This window comes from Pseudomonas sp. BN505, assembly GCF_029873175.1.
GTDB classification, from domain to species: Bacteria; Pseudomonadota; Gammaproteobacteria; order Pseudomonadales; family Pseudomonadaceae; genus Aquipseudomonas; species Aquipseudomonas putida.
Genome location: NZ_SSOI01000031.1, coordinates 1 through 19,475, shown reverse-complemented (window position 1 = coordinate 19,475; position 19,475 = coordinate 1). Strand labels below are relative to the sequence as shown.

Genomic DNA, 19,475 nt, shown 5'->3' with positions numbered 1-19,475 from the left:
GAACACTTCCTCCTTGCCCAGTTCATCCTCGAAACGCAGTTCGTTAAAGCCATCGCCCTTATGGGTCTGGCTCTTGATGGTCATCCGCGTCTTGTGCTTTGGCAGGTCATACGGCGGCAGCTGATTGCCACAGTAGGTGCGCCCGGTGATCATCGGCTGGTCCGGGTCGGCGTCGACGTACTGGATGATCACGTCCTGGCCTATGCGCGGAATGGCCATCGAACCCCAGCTGCCGCCGGCCCAGCCTTGCGACACGCGTACCCAGCAGGAGCTGAACTCGTTGTCCTGGCTTTCCCGGTCCCAGGGGAAGCTGACCTTCACCCGGCCCCATTGGTCGCAGTAGATCTCCTCGCCCTTGGGCCCCACCACCGTCGCCATCTGCGGGCCGTCGATGCGCGGTTTGGGCAACGGCGCCGGGCGCCATTCGGTTCTGCCGGGCACCAGCACGGCTGCCTGCGTGTAGCGGGTGCCTTGCCGGGCACCCGCAGCCTCTTCCTGCAGGCTGGTGAACTGGGTGCCTTCGTGGTGCACGCGGGTTACCCGCCAGTGCCTGTTCAGGTCTTCGCGCGGGTGCTCGATCAGGGTGAAGCTCAGCCCCGGCTGCAGGCGTACATCGTCGCCTTCCACCTCGGCCATGCGGGCGTCATGGCGCCAGGCTGTGATGCGGGTGGCGGTGAAGGGGGCGCCGACCGCCCCGCGCTTGTAGCGGCCGGGGTAGTCGAAGCGCTCGTACGTGGTGGACTGGTGCTTCAGGTCGCTGCCGTCGGCACGTTGCTCCTGGCGGTAGGCCGGGTGGGTGAAGGTGTAGTCGCGCTGCACCTGGCGCGCGGTACGTACCTGCTCGCTGTAACGCAGGCGGCGCAGGCACGGCCTGGCCTGGTTGCCGCCACTGTTGGCGTGGTACAGCACCTGGTTGGGGTCGGTGTCGTCGTCAAAGAAAACTTCGTCCTCGTCATCGCCCTTGATGGCGCCCTGGCTGATCTGCCCCAGCCCCAGCAGCCGGTCGGTGATCAGCAGCTTGTGCAGTTTTGGCGTGTGCTCGAAGCGGTAGACAAAACCCTCTTCGGCGGCCAGGCGGGCGATGAAGTCGAGGTCGGTTTCACCGGCCTGCACGCAGAACTCGCGCACCTCGTGCTTGTCGATGCTTCTCAGCTCGTAGCCGGTGATGCCCTGGCGCTTGAGCATGATCTCGAGAATCTGTGGCACGGTTTTCTGCTGGAAGATGCGCCAGTTCGAGCGCAGCCCGGCGCGGGCCAGCACGGGTTCGACCAGGGCGCGGTAACGGGTGCGATGCAAGCCTGTTTCACCCTGGCTGAAGGTGCTGACCAGGCCGTGCACGTAACGCAGCGGGCGCTCGCCGCGCCAGATCGTGAACAGCACCGGCTTGTCGAGCAACTGGCCAAAGTCGACATCGTCTTCGAAACTGACCAGTTCCAGCTTCAGCTGGAACGGCATGCTGATGGCTTCGTCCAGTTCGAACGACACCACTTCGAACTCACTCCGGCCAGCCAGCGGCTGGAAGGTAAAGCGCAAATCGGATTGGCTAGGCATATGGCGGCCCCTGCTACTGCTGCAGAATCGCGTTGAGCGATTCCAGGACTTCGGCAGTGAGCAGGTCGAGGCGGTAGCTGTAGTAGCTGTAAGCGCAGACCATGGCGACGGCGGAGATCACCAGCGGGCTCCACCAGGGCCACTCCCAGCGTCGCGGGCGGTGGGGGCAATGAACGACGTTGCTGTAGGGGGCGCACACCTCTTGCGGCGTAGGGCCACGCAGTTCGCGGATGACCGTGTGCATGCGCGAGATCAAGGCTTTGATGATGTCTTCGCACTTGGGGTCCAGGGCGTGCTTGCCCCTGAGGCCCAGGCAGAAGCAGTAGTACAGGAACTCCAGTACATCCTGGAATTCCCTGGGCGCCTGCATGACCCGCTCGAGCAGCACGAAGATCTTTTCGCCGCCCTGGGTTTCGTCGTGGAAGATGCTGAGCAGCGGCTGGTGGCTCCAGCACGAATTGTTGCCCCACGGTCGGCTCATCACGGCCTCGTCCAGGTACAGGCACAGGGCATAGGAATAGACTTCCTGGTGCACGATGGGGTACCCGTGCTGCTGGATTTCTTCGCGGATGTTGCTGACCTGGTTTTGCACGGTCTTGTGCACGTAGGCGAGGTTGGGTAGGTCATCCAGGGTGCGCAGGCGAATGACCAGCCCGAACAGCGGGCTTGCCGCGTCGAGCATCAGGTTTGCGAAGCCGCCCCGCAGCTGGAACTCCGGGTCGGCGGGGTAACCGGATAGATCCGTTGCGAGTTGAGGATCAGCGCCGGTACGAGACCTTTGGGTTTCCTCGATATCCTCAAGCAGGACTGGTTTTTTCTTGACCGGCACCGGTTTGTCAGTGCCATCGGACAGTCTGGACATCCTTAATCCTCGTCAATTAGCAGGGCAACTCACGCAATGGCCGCAGACTTCCCATGTGATCGGGCGCAAGCAATTTGCGAAAGCCTGAAGACTAACGAGGAATCATTTTCTATGGGAGATTGAAGTTTCCTAAAGAGCTGTAGGAACTTTCGCTCCAGTTTATTTTTAAAATATTATTCGCAGGGAACGTGTCGGTGCTTTGATATATGTCGCGGTTGTTTTGTGTGGCTGCTGGTGCTTCTGATACGAGGGCCACGGCACAGCAGCGGCCAGTAGTGCAAGGCTGTTTTCAGGTGCCAACGCGACGCGTATATATGAAGAACCATGTAGTTGCCCAGGTCGTAAGCCAGGCACAGATCCAGGCCCAGAACGTATGGGACATATAGTGCCAGCTCTGCAGCGCGTAGATAGGTCCATATACCAAAGACCCGCTGGAGGCGCGGTCACCCGGCCATCACCTGCCTTGCTCCAAACCTTGGTTGCTGGAGGCTGTATGCGAATGAGGAGTAACGTATACTGGGCGTGGGTCTACCCTAAGCTCTACCATCGTAGCTACGAATAAATGCTGGGCGATGGCATCCGGATCGATATTCAGGTAAGGCTTTCACGCACCACCCGGAAATGGAAGAGCATGGCATTTACCCTGTCCTCCATTTCGTCCAGTGAAATTGATCGACTGACTACTGCGCTTCCTCGTGCTTCGCAAAACGCAGCGATACTGATCGAATCACTGTTCTTGAGGGAGTGCTCTAGTTTCAGCATCACCTTTCACAGATTCATCACGGTTCAGGGATCGACTTTCCCATTTTGCCACTACCAAGGGGGCCAGCGCGTTGCCTAGCACATTCAGTGCAGTAACCGGCATATCCATTAGCCTGTACACGCCCGCGATCAAGGCAACACCCTCTAACGGCAACCCGGCGGCGGTGAGCGTGGCAGTGAGGATGACAAACATGAACCCCGGAACGCCCGCCGCGCCCTTGGAGGTTAGGACCATGATGAAAACAAGCATGATCTGGTCTGCCAGGGCGAGCTCAATATTATAAACCTGGGCAATAAACAGTGTCCCTAACCCTGCAAACAAAGAGGCACCATCAAGGTTGAACGAATATCCCAGCGGTATGACAAGCGTGGTGATGTTGCGTGGCACGCCTCTCACTTCGCTCTTCGCCATCAGTTGAGGCATGACCGTCGCGGAGCTGGCGCTACTGAATGCCAGCAATAATTCATCCTTGAAAGCCTTGATGATTTCAAAAATATTTTCGCCGACCAGCTTTGCAATGAAGCCGAGCACCACGATAGCAAAGACTATAACCGCCAGGTATGTCACGCCGATCAGCTTCGCCAGCGGCAGCAGGGCGTGAATACCAAAGCTGGATACTGTTACTGCAATCAGGGCAAAAATACCGATCGGAGAATACGCCATCACCATGTGCGTTACTTTGAACATGGTGTCGGCAACGGCTTGTAATGCACCCACCAAGGGAAGTCGCTTCTGCGGTTCCAGATTAGAAAGTGCAACCCCAAAAATTATCGCAAAAAACAGTACGGAAAGTAGCTTGGCTTCAGCCATTGCCGCGATGATGTTATCAGGGATAATCCCCAGGAGTACATTGCCTAACCCTTGGGAAGCAGCCTGCATAGGGGCTTGCACCGTGGAGGTGACTGCGCTGGAAAAGTCAGCACCAACGCCAGGCTGGAAAATATTACCCACTAATAATCCGAAAACAATTGCCACGCCGGTAACAGAAAAGAAGTAGACCAAGGCCTTTGTTCCCACTCGCCCGAGAGAACGGCCCCCAGACCCAGCAATCCCCACTACCATACAGGAGAAAACCAGCGGGACGATGATCATTTTCATCAGCTTGATGAAGGCATCGCCCGCCGGTTGAAGGACCTGCGCTACCAACCAGCCTTTTTGATCGGGAAAGTAGTTGAGCAGTAGCCCGACAATAACCCCTGAAAACAAGCCGATTGCAATCTGGGTGATCAAGCTGATCTTTTTTTTCGCAGCCATGGTGTTGGGTCTCTTGTTTTTATTTAGATGTATCAAGAAGCGAAGACGGCGGGAAAATTCCTAAAGCCTTTGACTTCAATTGGATTGCCACTCGGGTCAAGGAAGAACATCGTACATTGCTCCCCGGGCTCCCCTCTGAACCGAATGACTGGGGGGATCTCAAACACGATGCCTTTGGCCTCTAACCGCTGAGCAAGCTCTAGCCAGCGATCAAGCGGCAGCACTACTCCAATATGGGGCATCAGCACCATGTGCTGGCCCACTTTGCCTGTACGGGTAGTCTTGAATGGTTCACCAAGATGAAGGGAGATCTGATGCCCGAAAAAGTCAAAATCTACCCAGCTGTCAGTACTTCGCCCCTCGATACATCCCAAGTATTCTTTATAGAATTTTCGGGATTCTTCAAGGCTGGTAACATGGTAGGCGATATGGAAAGGATTAAACATGGCGACTCTCCTCAGCAGGGGGAGGAAAGCTTTTCAGAACGCGCGATTCATGTACACCCACCAACGCTTGGTCTGAGCATAAGGAATCGGTATGGACATCAGAACGCTTGAGGCCGTGATATCTGTCATTGACCATGGGTCAATCGCGAGTGCTGCAAAAAAGTCGAGTGTGTCATCGACGGCCATCAGCTTGCGAATTCAAAGCCTCGAAAAAGAACTGGAGTGCGAGCTTTTCAATCGAGATGCCCATTCGATAAGGCCCAACCAGAGGCTGATTGCAGTGATACAAAAAATTCGTGACATCATACTACAAGCCAATGAGTTGAAATTCGATTTGCAACTGGATGGCTTGCGAGGGGACCTTAGTCTTGGCGCTATATCCACTGCGTTAACGGGGATCATACCGTCAGCCATCGAGCAGTTTTCGGTATGCGCACCTGACGTGAAGCTGAAGATTACCCCAGGCGATTCAAGGCTCCTGTACGATAAACTTGTCGGCGGCGATCTGGACGCGGCCATTCTCGTTGAGCCACCGTTCAAGCTACCTAAGTCTTTAAGGTTATATTTGCTCCGCTCCGAGCCGCTTGGGCTGCTAAGCAGTACGCCGGTCACTGCAGAAGCAGTTTCATCCGCCATGCAATCTCAGGCCTTCATACGCTACGATGTCAACTCATGGGGCGGGTCATTGGCTCAACGTTACCTTGATGATCGTGACATTGATGTAAGGGTGGCTTGCGATATCGATTCACTGGAAGCCATTGATTTGCTGGTGTCCTGTGGGCAGGGGGTGTCACTGGTACCTCAGTGGCTCACGATAGGGTCGTTCAGTTCTCACTATATCCCCGTAAGTCAGGATTCCCGTTACAGCCGAAACATCGTACTGGCTTATAGTGAGTCAAATCGTAACTTGCCAGCCCTTCAGCGCCTTCGGGAGCTTCTCACCGCCGTTTAGGGTGTTGATCAGCCTAAACATCTTAGGTTTTGTTTGAAGAGATGTCGTAAAGACCTCATGGAACCATCCAGCCGTGCCCCGTCAGAAAACGGTATTTTTGGAAGACACACCTACTACCCCAAGTACCGAATACATGACCCAACCACCCGATGGCCTGCCGATTTACCGTGTATTGACCGGCCCCGATGACGCGTCTTTTAGGTAGCGGTATATCCGATGAGAGTGAGACAGATGGAAAAGGCCTTGACTGGCCGGCAGTGTCGGGGCGGCTCAGCGGGTTATTGTCAAGCATGAAACCGGTTTCAAAACATTTCTGAACGCGCTAGATTATTCGGCTGTCTTCTTGATGGCCTATCAAGATCACCTCCCATAGAAAATCAGATGGCGCTTATCAAGGCCGCCGCACAGCCGATGAGGATTCGCAATGCCTGAGCATGCTCCAGACAACCCGCGCAGGGATTTTCTGCGCAAGACCTTGACCCTGATCCCCGTGGTTACCGTGGCCAGCACAGGGCTTGGCGTAGGCGCCAGCCAGCTGCTTGCGGCCCCCCAACCGCATCAGCAACCGAACGTACCGGCCACGCCGCCAGCGGGCAACTATCAACCGACGTTCTTCAGCGCCGAAGAGTGGGCGTTTGTACAAGCTGCGGTATCGCGCATCATCCCGGCTGATGAGCTTGGCCCCGGCGCACTCGAAGCCGGCGCCGCCGAGTTCATCGACCGCCAGATGAACACCCCCTACGCGACTGGCGCGCAGTGGTACATGCAAGGCCCGTTCAACGCCGACGCCGCGCCCGAGCTGGGCTACCAGTTGCAGCTCAGCCCGCAACAAATCTATCGCCTGGGCATCGCCGCCGTGGACGGCTGGTGCAAAGCCAACGGCGGGCAAGTTTTTGCCGCGCAAGATAGCGCTACCCGAGACCGTATTCTCAGCAAGGTCGAGGCAGGAGAGCTGGTGTTCGACACCGTCCCGGCGAAGGTGTTCTTCAGCCTGTTGGTGCAGAACACCCGTGAGGGGTTCTTCTGCGACCCGATTCATGGCGGCAACAAAGGCATGGTCGGCTGGACCCAGATTGGCTTCCCCGGTGCCCGCGCCGACTTCATGGACTGGGTCGAGCGTAACGAGCCTTACCCGTTCCCGGCTGTATCGATCCGCGGCGAGAGGGCCTGAGGCATGGCGACTGTGTTGAACAAAGTGGATGCGGTTATCGTCGGCTTCGGCTGGGCTGGCGCGATCATGGCCAAGGAACTGACCGAGGCCGGGCTGCATGTGGTAGCCCTGGAGCGGGGGCCGATGCAGGATACCTACCCGGAAGGCAGCTACCCGCAAGTGATCGATGAGCTGACTTACAGCGTGCGCAAGAAGCTGTTCGTGGATGTGTCGAAAGAAACCGTCACTATCCGCCACAGCGTGAAGGACGTGGCACTGCCCAATCGCCAGCTCGGTGCCTTCCTGCCGGGCAAGGGCGTTGGCGGCGCAGGCCTGCACTGGTCGGGCGTGCACTTCCGGGTCGACCCGGTCGAGTTGCGTCTGCGCAGCCATTACGAAGAGCGCTACGGGCGCAAGTTCATCCCTGAGGGCATGACCATCCAGGACTTCGGCGTCAGTTACGAAGAGCTGGAACCGTATTTCGACTTTGCCGAAAAGGTCTTCGGCACCTCAGGCCAGGCCTGGACCGTCAACGGCCTGGTGGTGGGTGAAGGGAAGGGCGGCAACCCCTACGCGCCGGACCGTTCCAACCCGTTCCCGCTGCCTGCGCAGAAGAACGTGGTGTCGGCCAGGCTGTTCGAAAAAGCCGCCACCAGCCTGGGCTACAAACCCTACAACCTGCCATCGGCGAACACCTCCGGGCCTTACACTAACCCCTACGGGGCGCAGATGGGGCCGTGCAACTTCTGTGGTTTCTGCAGCGGCTACGTGTGCTACATGTACTCCAAGGCCTCGCCCAACGTGAATATTCTGCCGGCGCTGCGCCAGGTGCCCAACTTCGAGTTGCGGCCCAATGCCCATGTGCTGCGGGTAAACCTGGACGACAGCAAGCGCAAGGCCACAGGCGTGACCTACATCGATGCGCAGGGGCGCGAGGTGGAGCAGCCGGCGGAGCTGGTGATCCTGGCGGCGTTCCAGTTCAACAACGTGCGCCTGATGCTGCTTTCCGGCATCGGCAAGCCCTACGACCCAGTCAAGAACGAAGGTGTGGTCGGGCGTAACTTCGCCTACCAGAACATGGGCACGGTCAAGGCATTCTTCGACAAGAACACCTACACCAACAACTTCATCGGCGCGGGCGGCAACGGCATTGCCATCGACGATTTCAATGCCGACAACTTCGACCATGGCCCCCACGGCTTTGTCGGCGGCTCGCCGATGTGGGTGAACCAGGCCGGCAGCCGGCCGATTGCCGGCACCTCCAACCCGCCGGGTACGCCGGCCTGGGGCAGTGCCTGGAAGAAAGCCACGGCCGACTACTACACCCACCAGGTGTCGATGGACGCCCACGGCGCCCACCAGTCCTACCGTGCCAATTACCTGGACCTGGACCCCACCTACCGCGACGCCTACGGCCAGCCGCTATTGCGCATGACCTTCGACTGGCAGGAAAACGACATCAAGATGAACCAGTTCATGGTAGACAAGCTGAGCAAGATCGCTCAGGCGATGAACCCCAAGGCCATTGCCGTGCTGGGCAAGCAGGTCAAGGACCACTTCAACACCGCCAGCTACCAGACTACCCACCTGAACGGCGGTGCGATCATGGGCACCGATCCCAAGACCAGTGCACTGAACCGCTACCTGCAAAGCTGGGACGTGCATAACGTGTTCGTGCCGGGGGCTTCGGCGTTCCCGCAGGGGCTGGGTTACAACCCGACCGGGCTGCTGGCCGCGTTGACTTATTGGTCGGCACGCGCGATCCGCGAGCAGTACCTGAAAAACCCCGGCCCGCTGGTCCAGGCCTGAGGAGCGATGAGCATGAAGACAATGTTGATCGCAACCCTGCTGATCGGTGCCACTACGGCCTTACAGGCCGTGGCGAATGACGATGCGCAGGTGCGCCAGGGCGAGTACCTGGCCCGCGCCGGTGATTGTGTGGCCTGCCACACTGCCAAGGGCGGCAAGGCCTTTGCCGGCGGCCTGCCAATGGAAACGCCAATCGGCACGGTGTACTCCACCAACATCACCCCGGCGGCCAGCGGCATCGGCAATTACAGCTTCGAAGACTTCGACCAGGCGGTACGCAAGGGCATTGGCAAGGATGGCAGCACCTTGTACCCGGCCATGCCATACCCGTCGTATGCGCGGGTCAGCGAGCAGGACATGCAGGCGCTGTACGCCTACTTCATGAAAGGTGTGCAGCCGGTCGAGCAGGCGAACCAGGCCACTGACATTCCCTGGCCGCTGAGCATGCGTTGGCCGCTGGCAATCTGGCGTGGTCTGTTTGCGCCAGAGGCCAAGCCCTGGCAGGCATCGGCGGCAGCCGACCCGGTGGTGAACCGTGGCGCGTACCTGGTCGAGGGCCTTGGGCATTGTGGCGCCTGCCATACGCCGCGGGCGCTGACCATGCAGGAAAAGGCGCTGAGCCCTGCAGAGGGCGAGCAGTTCCTGGCTGGCAGCGCACCGCTGGAAGGCTGGATCGCGAAAAACCTGCGTGGCGATCACAAGGACGGCCTGGGCAGCTGGAGTGAAGCGCAGCTGGTGCAGTTTCTGAAGACCGGGCGTAGCGATCGCAGCGCGGTGTTCGGCGGCATGAGCGATGTGGTCGAACACAGCATGCAGCACATGAGTGACGCCGACCTTACCGCTATCGCCCGTTATCTGAAGACCCTGCCGCCGAGTAACCCGAATGACCAGCCGCACGTCTACGACAAGCAGGTGGCGGATGCGCTGTGGAAGGGTGATGACAGCAAACCCGGAGCGGCGGTGTACATCGACAACTGCGCGGCCTGCCACCGTACCGATGGCCAAGGCTACACCCGCGTGTTCCCCGCGTTGGCTGGCAACCCGGTGGTACAGACCGCAGATGCCACGTCGCTGATTCACGTGGTGCTGGCGGGGGGCACGGTGCCGGCGACGCACACCGCGCCGTCGAACTTCACCATGCCGGCATTCGGCTGGCGCCTGAGTGACCAGGAGGTTGCCGAGGTGGTGAACTTCATCAGAAGCAGCTGGGGTAACCAGGGCAGCGCCGTTACGGCGGGTGATGTGAAGTCGCTTCGCTGACCTCTTCAGCTGCACACTGATCCACTGTGGGGGCGGGTTTACCCGCGAATGCGATGTCGAAGCTACAGACGCATTCGCGGGTGAACCCGCTCCCACATTTTTTTGGTTGAAAGGGTATTCGCATCAATCATTTAATTTGATTATCTAATCTTGAATATCATGTTGTTTTCAACATTGCCGACCAACGGCAGGTTGACGAACTGCGGTAGTTTTGCTGTATTGAAACCGGTTTCATCGCTATCACAATAATCATAAGGACAGCCCATGACCGACGCGCCTGCCCATCCCCGCGAACGGGTCACCATCAGCGAAGTAGCGCGTGTCGCTGGCGTTTCCAAAGCCACCGTCTCCCGTTACATCGGTGGCGATCGCCAATTGCTGGCCGAAGCCACGGCCAAGCGCCTGGCAGATGTCATCGAACGCCTCGGCTACCGCCCCAACCAGATGGCCCGCGGCCTCAAGCGTGGCCAGACGCGACTGATCGGCATGCTGGTGGCCGATATTCTAAACCCCTATTCAGTGGCAGTGATGCATGGCGTGGAAACCGCCTGCCGTCAGCACGGTTACAGCCTGGTGGTGTGCAACACCAACCGCGACGACGAGCAGGAGCGCCACCACCTGGTGGCGCTGCAGAGCTACAACGTCGAAGGTTTGATCGTGAACACGCTCGGCCATCACCCCGGCGAATTGCTCAACCTGCAGCGTGACATTCCGATGGTGCTGGTGGACCGCCAATTGCCCGAGCTGAATGTCGACCTGGTAGGGCTGGACAATGCCGATGCGGTCGAGCAGGCCCTCGACCATCTGCAGGCCCAGGGCTACCGCGACATCCTGGCGGTCAGCGAACCCCTCGATGGCACCAGCTCACGCCTGGAGCGGGTGCAGGCATTCGGCGGGTCGGTCAGCCGCCGGCCCGGCATGCGCCAGCAGGTGCTGGAAATCAGCGCCGGGCTGCAGGGCCAACTGGCTAGGTTTCTTGCCAGCCGCGGCCATGGCCTGCAAGCCATCTTCACCTTCAACGGCGTTGCCACCTTGGCGGTGACCAGGGCCCTGCACGAGGCCGGGTGCAACCTGTTCGCCGATGTCGGGCTGATCGCCCTCGACGACCTCGACTGGTACCCCTTGGTCGGCAAAGGCATCACTGCACTGGCCCAACCCACCGAGCGTATCGGTGTGGCGGCATTCGAAAGCCTGCTCGGTCGCCTGCGCGGCGACAGCGGGGCAGCCCGGCGCATCGACTTCAAGGCCAGCCTGATCATCCGCGGTTCAACCCAACCCCAGTAAGCAACGGCAGGCCTGCGCCTGCTACTGCCGACTAAAAATGAAACCGGTTTCATAAGGATAAAAACAATGCACCCGAACCCCGTTTCCATCAGCCTCTCAAGCTACGGTGCCGACTTTGTGCGGCAGCGTGGACAGGAGCAGTTCCTGGACATGCTGGCGGCCGCTGGCGTCAGCCGAGTGGAATTGCGCGAAGAGTTGTTCGCCAGTGCACCGGACGCGGCTGCACTCGGTGCGGTCATCGCCGCACTGCGCCTGGAGTGCCTGTACTCGACACCTCTTGAACTGTGGACCGCGCAAGGCGTGCCTGACCCGCTACTGGTCCATAAGCTGGAAACTGCGCGGGCGCTTGGCGCTGTAGCGCTGAAGGTTTCCTTGGGGCACTTCGATGCGCACTGCGATGTCACCGCCCTGGCAGCGCTTCTGCCTGCGCATGGGCCGCTGCTGCTGGTGGAAAACGATCAAACCGCACAGGGTGGCAGGATCGAACCGCTGCTGCAGTTCTTCCAGCGTGCCGACACGCTTGGGCTGCGCCTGGGCATGACCTTCGACATCGGCAACTGGCAGTGGCAAGGCGAGCCTGCGCGGCAAGCCGCACGGCAACTGGGCCGTTGGGTGCGCTATGTGCATTGCAAGGCGGTGCAGCACCGGGCCGATGGTCGCCTGGTTGCCATACCGCCCCAAGCGGCGGACCTGCAGGCGTGGGCAGCGCTGATGACCGAGTTCGCCCCCGGCGTGATGCGCGCCGTCGAATACCCCCTGGTTGGCGAAGACTTGCTGGCGGTTACCCGTGCCCAGGTACGCAGCCTGGCTGCATTGGGCGCGAGGGTGGAGGTGGCCCATGCATGAGCATGACGTGCTGTGCTTCGGCGAGACCATGGCCATGTTCGTCGCCGAGCAAGCAGGTGACCTGGCCAGTGTCGGCCAGTTCGGCAAACGCATCGCCGGCGCGGACAGCAACGTGGCCATCGGCTTGGCACGCCTGGGCTTCAAGGTGCGCTGGCTGAGCAGGGTAGGCGACGACTCGCTCGGCCGTTTTGTGCTCGAAAGCTTGCGCCGCGAAGGCCTTGACTGTTCCGGTGTCGAGGTGGATGCCAGTTACCCGACGGGTTTTCAGCTCAAGGCGCGTTGCGATGATGGCAGCGACCCGGCAGTGGAGTACTTTCGCCGCGGTTCGGCAGCCAGCAGGCTGTCGCCCGCACTGCTGAGCCCTGCCTGCCTTCAGGCTCGCCACCTGCACGCCACCGGCATCCCGCTGGCGCTGTCCGACAGCTGCCGTGCGCTGTCCCACGCGCTGGTGGACGCCATGCGCGTAGCCGGGCGCAGCATATCGTTCGACCCCAACCTGCGCCCCTCGCTGTGGCCGGATCAAAACAGCATGGTGCGCGAAACCAATGCCCTGGCGGCCAAGGCCGACTGGGTGCTACCGGGCCTGGAAGAGGGGCGGTTGCTGACCGGCCAGCATACCCCGGCGGACATCGCCGCGTTCTACCTCGACCAAGGGGTGGAACTGGTGGTGATCAAGCTGGGCGATGCCGGCGCCTACTTCCGCAGCGCCAAGGGCGAAGGACAGGTAGCACCCGTGCCGGTCAGCAGAGTGGTGGACACCGTCGGTGCGGGTGACGCCTTCGCCGTCGGCGTGCTCAGCGCGTTGCTGGAGGGCCGCGCCGTGCCCGCAGCAGTGGCGCGTGGCAACTGGTGCGGCAGCCGCGCCGTGCAGTCGCGCGGCGACATGGAAGGGCTGCCGTTGCGCCACGAGCTGGAGGCCTACGACCTGCGCAGGAGCGCGTGAGCCAGCCAACCCCGAATCACCTGTTGCAACAAAAAAAACAAGCTCAGGAGAACCAAACCATGCAAAGCCAAAGCCTGGCACCTCGCCGCTGGTGGTACATCATCCCGATTGCGTTCGTCACCTACAGCCTGGCGTACCTGGACCGCGCCAATTACGGCTTCGCCGCCGCCTCCGGCATGGCCGAAGACCTGCACATCACCCCCGTGCTGTCTTCGCTGTTGGGTGCGCTGTTCTTTCTCGGTTACTTCTTCTTCCAGGTGCCCGGCGCCATCTACGCCGAAAAGCGCAGCGTGAAGAAGCTGATCTTCGTCTGCCTGATCCTGTGGGGCGGCCTTGCCACGCTCACCGGCATGGTCAGCAACGTCTACATGCTGATCGGTATCCGCTTTCTGCTCGGGGTGGTAGAGGCCGCCGTCATGCCGGCCATGCTGGTGTACCTGTGCCACTGGTTCACCCGTGCCGAGCGCTCGCGTGCCAATACCTTCCTGATGCTCGGCAACCCGGTGACCATCCTGTGGATGTCGGTGGTTTCGGGGTACCTGATCAAGCATTACGACTGGCGCTGGATGTTTATCATCGAAGGCCTGCCTGCCGTGATCTGGGCGTTCTTCTGGTGGCGCCTGGTGGATGATCGCCCGGCCCAGGTGAAGTGGCTGAGCGATCAGGAGAAGGCGGCCCTGGCGCAGGCACTGGCTGCCGAGCAACAGGGTATCAAGCCCGTGAAGAACTACCGCGAGGCGTTCCGCTCGCCGCAGGTGATCATCCTGGCGCTGCAGTACTTCTGCTGGAGCATTGGCGTGTACGGTTTCGTGCTGTGGCTGCCGTCGATTCTCAAGCAGGCCGCGAATGTGGATATCGTGCAGGCCGGCTGGCTGGCCTCGGTGCCGTACCTGGCGGCGGTGCTGGCGATGGTGGGTGTGTCCTGGGCGTCCGACCGCCTGCAAAAGCGCAAGCGCTTCGTCTGGCCGCCACTGTTGATTGCCGCCGTGGCGTTCTATGGCTCGTACGCGTTGGGCAGCGAGCATTTCTGGCTGTCGTACGCGTTGCTGGTGGTTGCCGGCGCCTGCATGTACGCACCCTATGGCCCGTTCTTCGCGATCGTGCCCGAGATCCTGCCGGCCAACGTCGCAGGCGGGGCCATGGCGCTGATCAACAGCATGGGCGCGCTGGGCTCGTTCGGCGGCTCGTGGCTGGTGGGCTACCTGAATGGCGCTACCGGTGGACCAGGGGCCTCTTACCTGTTCATGTGCGGCGCACTGCTGACCGCAGTGGCACTTACCGCCGCACTCAATACATCCCAGACGTCTGGCCGGACCAAGCGCGGTAGCTCGCGGCTGGCCATGAACCCATAGGAAACCTGCAATGAAGAAGCGAATCGTGCTGTACAAACGCCTGTCCGACGACTTGATGGCACGCCTGCAAGAGCGCGTTGAGGTGACCTGGGTGGATACCACCCTGCCCGATGGCCTGGCCCGCCTGCGCGATGCGTTGCCGGGGGCTCACGGGTTGCTGGGGGCCAGCCTGCGCCTGGATGCCAGCCTGCTGGACCTGGCGCCTCAGCTGGAAGTGGTGTCCAGCGTTTCGGTGGGCGTGGACAACTACGATGTTGCCGAACTCAGCCGGCGTGGCGTGATGCTGACCAACACACCTGACGTGCTCACCGAAACCACTGCCGACACCGGCTTTGCCTTGATTCTGGCTACAGCCAGGCGGGTGGTGGAGCTGGCGAACTGGGTGCGTGACGGCCATTGGCAGGCCAACCTGGGGCCGGCGCATTTTGGCTGTGACGTGCATGGCAAGACCTTGGGCATCGTTGGCATGGGCCGCATCGGCGAAGCCTTGGCCCGGCGCGCGGCAGCTGGCTTTGGCATGCGCGTGCTGTACCACAGCCAGCGCGCCAAGCCCGAGGTGGAGGCGCGCCATGCGGCACGCCAGTGCAGCCTGGATGAGTTGTTGCAGCAGGCGGATTTCGTTTGCCTGACGGTGCCGCTTAGCGCCAGCACCGAAGGCCTGATCGGCGCACGGGAGCTGGCGTTGATGAAGCCTGAGGCGATCCTGGTGAACATCTCACGCGGGCGCGTGGTGGATGAGCAGGCGCTGGTCGAAGCGTTGCGGGCCAGGCGCATACGCGGTGCGGGGCTGGATGTGTTTGTGCAGGAGCCGCTATCAGTAGACTCGCCGCTGTTGCAGCTCGATAACGTGGTAGCGACACCGCATATCGGCTCGGCGACCGAGGAAACCCGGCAGGCCATGGCGCGTTGCGCGGTAGACAACCTGCTGAGCGCGCTGGCCGGCGAGCGGCCGGCGAATTTGGTGAATGAGGTATGCAGGACGTGAGAACAAGGGGCCGCTATGCGGCCCATCGCCGGCGAGCCAGCTTCCACAGGCCTGAGCCTTGCGCAGTCCCTGTGGGAGCTGGCTCGCCGGCGATGGGCTGCACAGCAGCCCCCGGACAATACAGGTCTATCGGCAGTTACCTGCCTTGCGATAGCCCGCTGCCTGCGCCTCACCCTCGTTAGCGAAGGTAACCTGGTTCTTGGCGGCCACCTGGTTGAAGCCCGGGCAACCTACAGACAGGTGATAAACGTGGCTGTTGCGGTTGCCAAGCACGGCCCCGACTGACTGGACACTGGCCAGGCTCGGTTTGGCCTCTGCCTTGGCGGCTTTCACCGGCACCGCTTGCACCACGCCACTGCCAACCGGCTTGTAGTCAGCCGTCCACTTGCGCTCCCCGCTCACGAACGGGTTGGCATGCCCCATGATCGCGGCAATGCGCCGGTCGCGCTCTTTCTCCCAGGCCGACACCGGGTGCTGTTTGTCCCAGGCCATCAGCAGCTGTTGCTGCTGGCGCGACATGCTCAGTTGGTAACGGTCGAACATGTAGAACGTGGTACGGGCTACCAGGCCTTTGACTTCATCGCGCGGTTCGGCGGCGCGCTGGACGAAGTCGACCTTGGTGGTGCACTGGCCATACTCGCCGGCATTGCCAGCGACCATGCCGTAGTTGAAGTTGCTGCGGTCACCGTTGACCTCGCCCACGGCCGGGTAGAGGTTGAACAGGTCGGCTTCCATGGCGCGGAACACCGGGTCGTTGTCCACGCAGTGCTCGCGGCCGCCGTTCTTCCAGCACTGGCGCTGGTTGCCGAAGGTGTAGGCGGGCACGATGTGTTCCCACTCGGTGCGCTCGGCGCGGTTCTGTTGCTTGCGGGTCTGGTAGCCGCACGAAGCCGCATCGATGCGCCCACCCGACTTGCCCACCCAGGTCCACTTGCAGCCGCAGTACAGGTCGCCCATGGCACTGCTGGCCTGGTCCAGGTACACCTTCTGCTTGGCCACCACCTTGGCCTCGGTGAACGTGGCTGGCGGGTTGGCCAAGGCAGGGAGGGTGAAGGAAAACACTAAGGTTACGGCGTAAAGCAGTGATTTCATGGGAAAAACATATTTCAGATTGGGGGGCGCATTGTAATGCTTTCCCCGTCGCTGGCCAGCTCGCTGAGCCATACCAGCGGTCGGCCCGGGTCGTCGCCGGCCATGCGGTTGAACGTGGCTGAGTCGAGCATATCCCTGACCTGAGCGCCCATGCGCAGCAGCCGCTCGATGAAACCGGCACCGACGTCGCCATAGTCCTCAAGTGAAACGCCGCTCTGGTTGTGCTGTATTGCCAAGTGGTAATGACTGACCCCGGCGCCATTGCCACTGCCGCCCAGCACCACGGTAAAGCGTGGGCCCAGCAGGCCGGCCAGGCGTTGCTGGACCAGGTCGAGCAGTGCGACCGGTACTTCATCGTGGCGCAGTGATGTGGGGAAACAGGGTGTGAACGGAGGCATGAGGGTGTCCTGCTGGGCGGGTTCGAGTGTTGCCCAGCTTAGGCAAGGTGACTGTCAACTTGGGTTAAGCGGGGGTAAAAGCGGGTAATACTCAAACAGGCCCTACGCGGCCCCTGTAGGAGCGGCCTTGTGCCGCGATGGGCTGCGAAGCAGCCCCGGGATTACAGCGTCATGGCAACAACTTATGGGGCTGCTGCGCAGCCCATCGCGGCACAAGGCCGCTCCTACAGGGGCCATGCATGGCGGGTGTATCAGAACGTTTGCCCCAGCGAGAACTGGAAGATCTGGGTCTCGGCGTTGTCCGGCTTTTTCAACGGCGCCGCCAGGCTGAAGCTCAGCGGCCCCATCGGGCTGTACCAGGTCACGCCCACCCCGAGCGACACGGCCATCTGTGCCAGGTCGACGCTGCCGCAGCCCTGGGTGGTCGACAGGTAGCAGGTGTCGGCATAAACGTTGCCGGCGTCGACGAACAGAGAGCTGCGCAGCTGGCTCTGGTCCTTCACGAACGGCAACGGGAAGAGGTATTCGGCACCGCCGGTCACCAGAATGTTGCCCCCCAGCACATCCGTGTCACGGTCGGAATAGTAAGCCTGGCCCGCGCTGGCGTAGGTGCCGGTGGCCGGGGTATTGCGCGGGCCGAGGGTGCCGTCCTTGAACCCGCGTACCGAGCCCTGGCCCCCCGCAGTGTAGCTTTCATAGAACGGCAAGCCGTCGGTGGACCCGTAGCCATTGCCATAGCCCAGGCTGGTGTGCAGGCGCAGCGAGGTGTTGTTGGTCACCGGCAGGAAGGTCTGGCCGTTGTAGTCCAGCTTGTAGAACGACAGGTCGCTGCCAGGGGTGGTGGCCATCAGCGTGAGGCTTTGCGAGTGGCCACGTGTGGCCAGCACGCCTTTGTTCAGCGTGGACTCGGACCAGCCGATCGACGCCTTGAGGTTGTTGAAACTCTTGCCCTCACGGGAGATGAAGTCGTAGATCTCGTCGGCGCTGTAGGTACCCGGCGAAATGTCGTCATGCTGCAGGGTCAGGCCGTAGGTCAGGCGCGAGGTTTCGTTGATCGGGTAGCCAAAGCTGACCCCGGCGCCGTAGCTGTTGATCGCATAGTACGAAACGCCATCGTCGTAGTAGTCGCTGTAGTCGGTGGTGTTGTAGAACAGGTTGTAGCCCAGGCTGACACCGTCGGCGGTGAAGTAGGGGTCCACGAAGCCGAAGTTGTACTTGGTCTGGTATTCGCTGCGAGTCAGTCCGATGGACACCTTGTTACCGGTACCCAGGAAGTTGCTCTGGCTGATCGAACCACCGAGGATCAGGCCGGCGCTCTGGGCGAAACCCACGCTGGCGGTGATCGAGCCGGAGGCTTGCTCTTCGACGCTGTAGTTGACGTCGACCTGGTCGTCAGTGCCGGCTACCTGCGGGGTCTCGACGTTGACTTCCTTGAAGAAGCCCAGGCGCTCCAGGCGGGTCTTGGACTGGTCGATCAGGTAGGTCGAAGCCCAGCCGCCTTCCATCTGGCGCATTTCGCGACGCAGCACTTCGTCTTCGGTCTTGGTGTTGCCGCGGTAGTTGATGCGGTTGACGTAGGCACGCTTGCCCGGGTCGACCACGAACATGATGTCGACCGTGTGGTCCTGGTCGTTCGGCTGTGGCACGCCGTTGACGTTGGCGAAGGTGTAGCCTTCGTTGCCCAGACGACGGGTGATCAGCTCGGAGGTGGTGGTCATCACCTTGCGCGAGAACACCTGGCCCGGCTGCACCAGCAGCAGCGACTTGACCTGGTCTTCCGGCACTTTCAGGTCACCGGACAGCTTCACGTCGCGAACGGTGTACTTCTCGCCTTCGTTGATGTTGACGGTGATGTAGACGTGTTTCTTGTCTGGCGTGATGGACACCTGGGTGGAGGCGATGTCCATGTTGATGTAGCCGCGGTCCAGGTAGTAGGAGCGCAGGCGCTCCAGGTCACCGGACAGTTTTTCGCGGGCATACTTGTCGTCGTTCTTGAAGAACGACAGCCAGTTGGTGGTCTTCAGCTCGAACAGCTGGCCCAGGGTGTCATCATCGAACACGTTGTTGCCAACGATGTTGATGTGCTGGATGGCAGCGACGGTGCCTTCGTTGATCTTGATCTTCAGCGCCACGCGGTTGCGCGGCTGCGGCACGACTTCGGCGTCGACCTCGGCCGAATAGCGGCCCTGGGCCACGTACTGGCGCTGCAGTTCGTTACGCACACCTTCAAGGGTGGCACGCTGGAAGATCTCGCCTTCGGCCAGGCCCGATTGTTTCAGGCCCTTCATCAGGTCTTCGGTGCTGATCGCCTTGTTGCCTTCGATCTCGATGCTCGACACCGACGGGCGCTCGACCACGTTGATGATCAGCACATTGCCATCGCGGTTCAGCTGGATGTCCTGGAAGAACCCGGTCTTGAACAGGGAACGGGTCGAGTCCACCAGGCGGCGGTCATCGGCCTGATCGCCGACGTTCAGCGGCAAGGCACCGAAGACACTGCCAGCGGAAACCCGCTGCAGGCCGTTGAC

Annotated in this window: 16 protein-coding genes and 1 pseudogene; 9 read left to right on the top strand and 8 right to left on the bottom strand. The window is 61.0% G+C overall.

Annotated elements, in window-relative coordinates:
- The 5 genes and pseudogenes from tssI to E8E78_RS09050 form a co-directional block, all read right to left on the bottom strand.
- A partial coding sequence (gene tssI, locus E8E78_RS09065; protein ID WP_049274892.1) for a type VI secretion system tip protein TssI/VgrG occupies positions 1 to 1,551 on the bottom strand: 1,551 nt, incomplete at its 3' end.
- 13 nt (positions 1,552 to 1,564) lie between these two features.
- Positions 1,565 to 2,413, bottom strand: a complete 849-nt coding sequence (icmH, locus tag E8E78_RS09060) for a type IVB secretion system protein IcmH/DotU (protein ID WP_280337102.1) — start codon at positions 2,411 to 2,413, stop codon at positions 1,565 to 1,567.
- A gap of 297 nt (positions 2,414 to 2,710) precedes the next feature.
- A pseudogene (locus E8E78_RS29080) lies at positions 2,711 to 2,813 on the bottom strand (PAP2 family protein); the annotation flags it as partial.
- A 327-nt stretch (positions 2,814 to 3,140) separates the two neighbouring features.
- Positions 3,141 to 4,430, bottom strand: a complete 1,290-nt coding sequence (locus tag E8E78_RS09055) for a cation:dicarboxylase symporter family transporter (protein WP_232862204.1) — start codon at positions 4,428 to 4,430, stop codon at positions 3,141 to 3,143.
- A 32-nt stretch (positions 4,431 to 4,462) separates the two neighbouring features.
- Positions 4,463 to 4,876, bottom strand: a complete 414-nt coding sequence (locus E8E78_RS09050; RefSeq protein WP_049276480.1) for a VOC family protein — start codon at positions 4,874 to 4,876, stop codon at positions 4,463 to 4,465.
- Positions 4,877 to 4,967: 91 nt separating this feature from the next.
- Here E8E78_RS09050 and E8E78_RS09045 point away from each other — a divergent pair, with 91 nt between their 5' ends.
- From E8E78_RS09045 to E8E78_RS09005, 9 genes are all read left to right on the top strand, one after another.
- Complete coding sequence (locus E8E78_RS09045) at positions 4,968 to 5,828, top strand: LysR family transcriptional regulator (RefSeq protein ID WP_049276479.1); 861 nt, start codon at positions 4,968 to 4,970, stop codon at positions 5,826 to 5,828.
- Positions 5,829 to 6,252: 424 nt separating this feature from the next.
- A complete protein-coding gene (locus E8E78_RS09040) occupies positions 6,253 to 6,999 on the top strand; it encodes a gluconate 2-dehydrogenase subunit 3 family protein (RefSeq protein ID WP_049276478.1) in 747 nt (248 codons plus the stop codon).
- A gap of 3 nt (positions 7,000 to 7,002) precedes the next feature.
- On the top strand, positions 7,003 to 8,787 hold the full coding sequence (locus E8E78_RS09035; protein ID WP_280313924.1) for a GMC family oxidoreductase: 1,785 nt from the start codon (positions 7,003 to 7,005) through the stop codon (positions 8,785 to 8,787).
- Between the two features lie 12 nt (positions 8,788 to 8,799).
- On the top strand, positions 8,800 to 10,047 hold the full coding sequence (locus E8E78_RS09030) for a cytochrome c (RefSeq protein ID WP_049276475.1): 1,248 nt from the start codon (positions 8,800 to 8,802) through the stop codon (positions 10,045 to 10,047).
- Positions 10,048 to 10,311: 264 nt separating this feature from the next.
- The gene (gene ptxS, locus E8E78_RS09025; RefSeq protein ID WP_049276474.1) at positions 10,312 to 11,331 is read left to right on the top strand and encodes a transcriptional regulator PtxS; all 1,020 of its coding nucleotides are present in this window, start codon (positions 10,312 to 10,314) and stop codon (positions 11,329 to 11,331) included.
- Positions 11,332 to 11,397: 66 nt separating this feature from the next.
- Entirely contained in the window at positions 11,398 to 12,177 is a 780-nt protein-coding gene (locus E8E78_RS09020) for an epimerase KguE (protein ID WP_016499838.1), read from the top strand.
- Entirely contained in the window at positions 12,170 to 13,120 is a 951-nt protein-coding gene (locus E8E78_RS09015; protein ID WP_236198277.1) for a sugar kinase, read from the top strand. Before E8E78_RS09020 ends, E8E78_RS09015 begins: the two co-directional genes overlap by 8 nt.
- Before the next feature lie 59 nt (positions 13,121 to 13,179).
- Positions 13,180 to 14,472, top strand: a complete 1,293-nt coding sequence (locus E8E78_RS09010; RefSeq protein ID WP_280313928.1) for an MFS transporter — start codon at positions 13,180 to 13,182, stop codon at positions 14,470 to 14,472.
- A gap of 10 nt (positions 14,473 to 14,482) precedes the next feature.
- The gene (locus E8E78_RS09005) at positions 14,483 to 15,457 is read left to right on the top strand and encodes a D-glycerate dehydrogenase (protein WP_236198278.1); all 975 of its coding nucleotides are present in this window, start codon (positions 14,483 to 14,485) and stop codon (positions 15,455 to 15,457) included.
- A gap of 126 nt (positions 15,458 to 15,583) precedes the next feature.
- Here E8E78_RS09005 and E8E78_RS09000 read toward each other — a convergent pair whose 3' ends face one another.
- The 3 genes from E8E78_RS09000 to bamA all read right to left on the bottom strand — a co-directional run.
- Positions 15,584 to 16,549 carry an endonuclease gene (locus E8E78_RS09000; protein ID WP_016499834.1) on the bottom strand — a complete coding sequence of 322 codons (966 nt, stop codon included), beginning with the start codon at positions 16,547 to 16,549 and terminating at the stop codon, positions 15,584 to 15,586.
- A gap of 14 nt (positions 16,550 to 16,563) precedes the next feature.
- On the bottom strand, positions 16,564 to 16,947 hold the full coding sequence (locus tag E8E78_RS08995) for a hypothetical protein (RefSeq protein WP_049273205.1): 384 nt from the start codon (positions 16,945 to 16,947) through the stop codon (positions 16,564 to 16,566).
- A gap of 251 nt (positions 16,948 to 17,198) precedes the next feature.
- Positions 17,199 to 19,475 (bottom strand): outer membrane protein assembly factor BamA (gene bamA, locus E8E78_RS08990; RefSeq protein WP_280313932.1); only part of this gene is annotated, 2,277 nt, incomplete at its 5' end.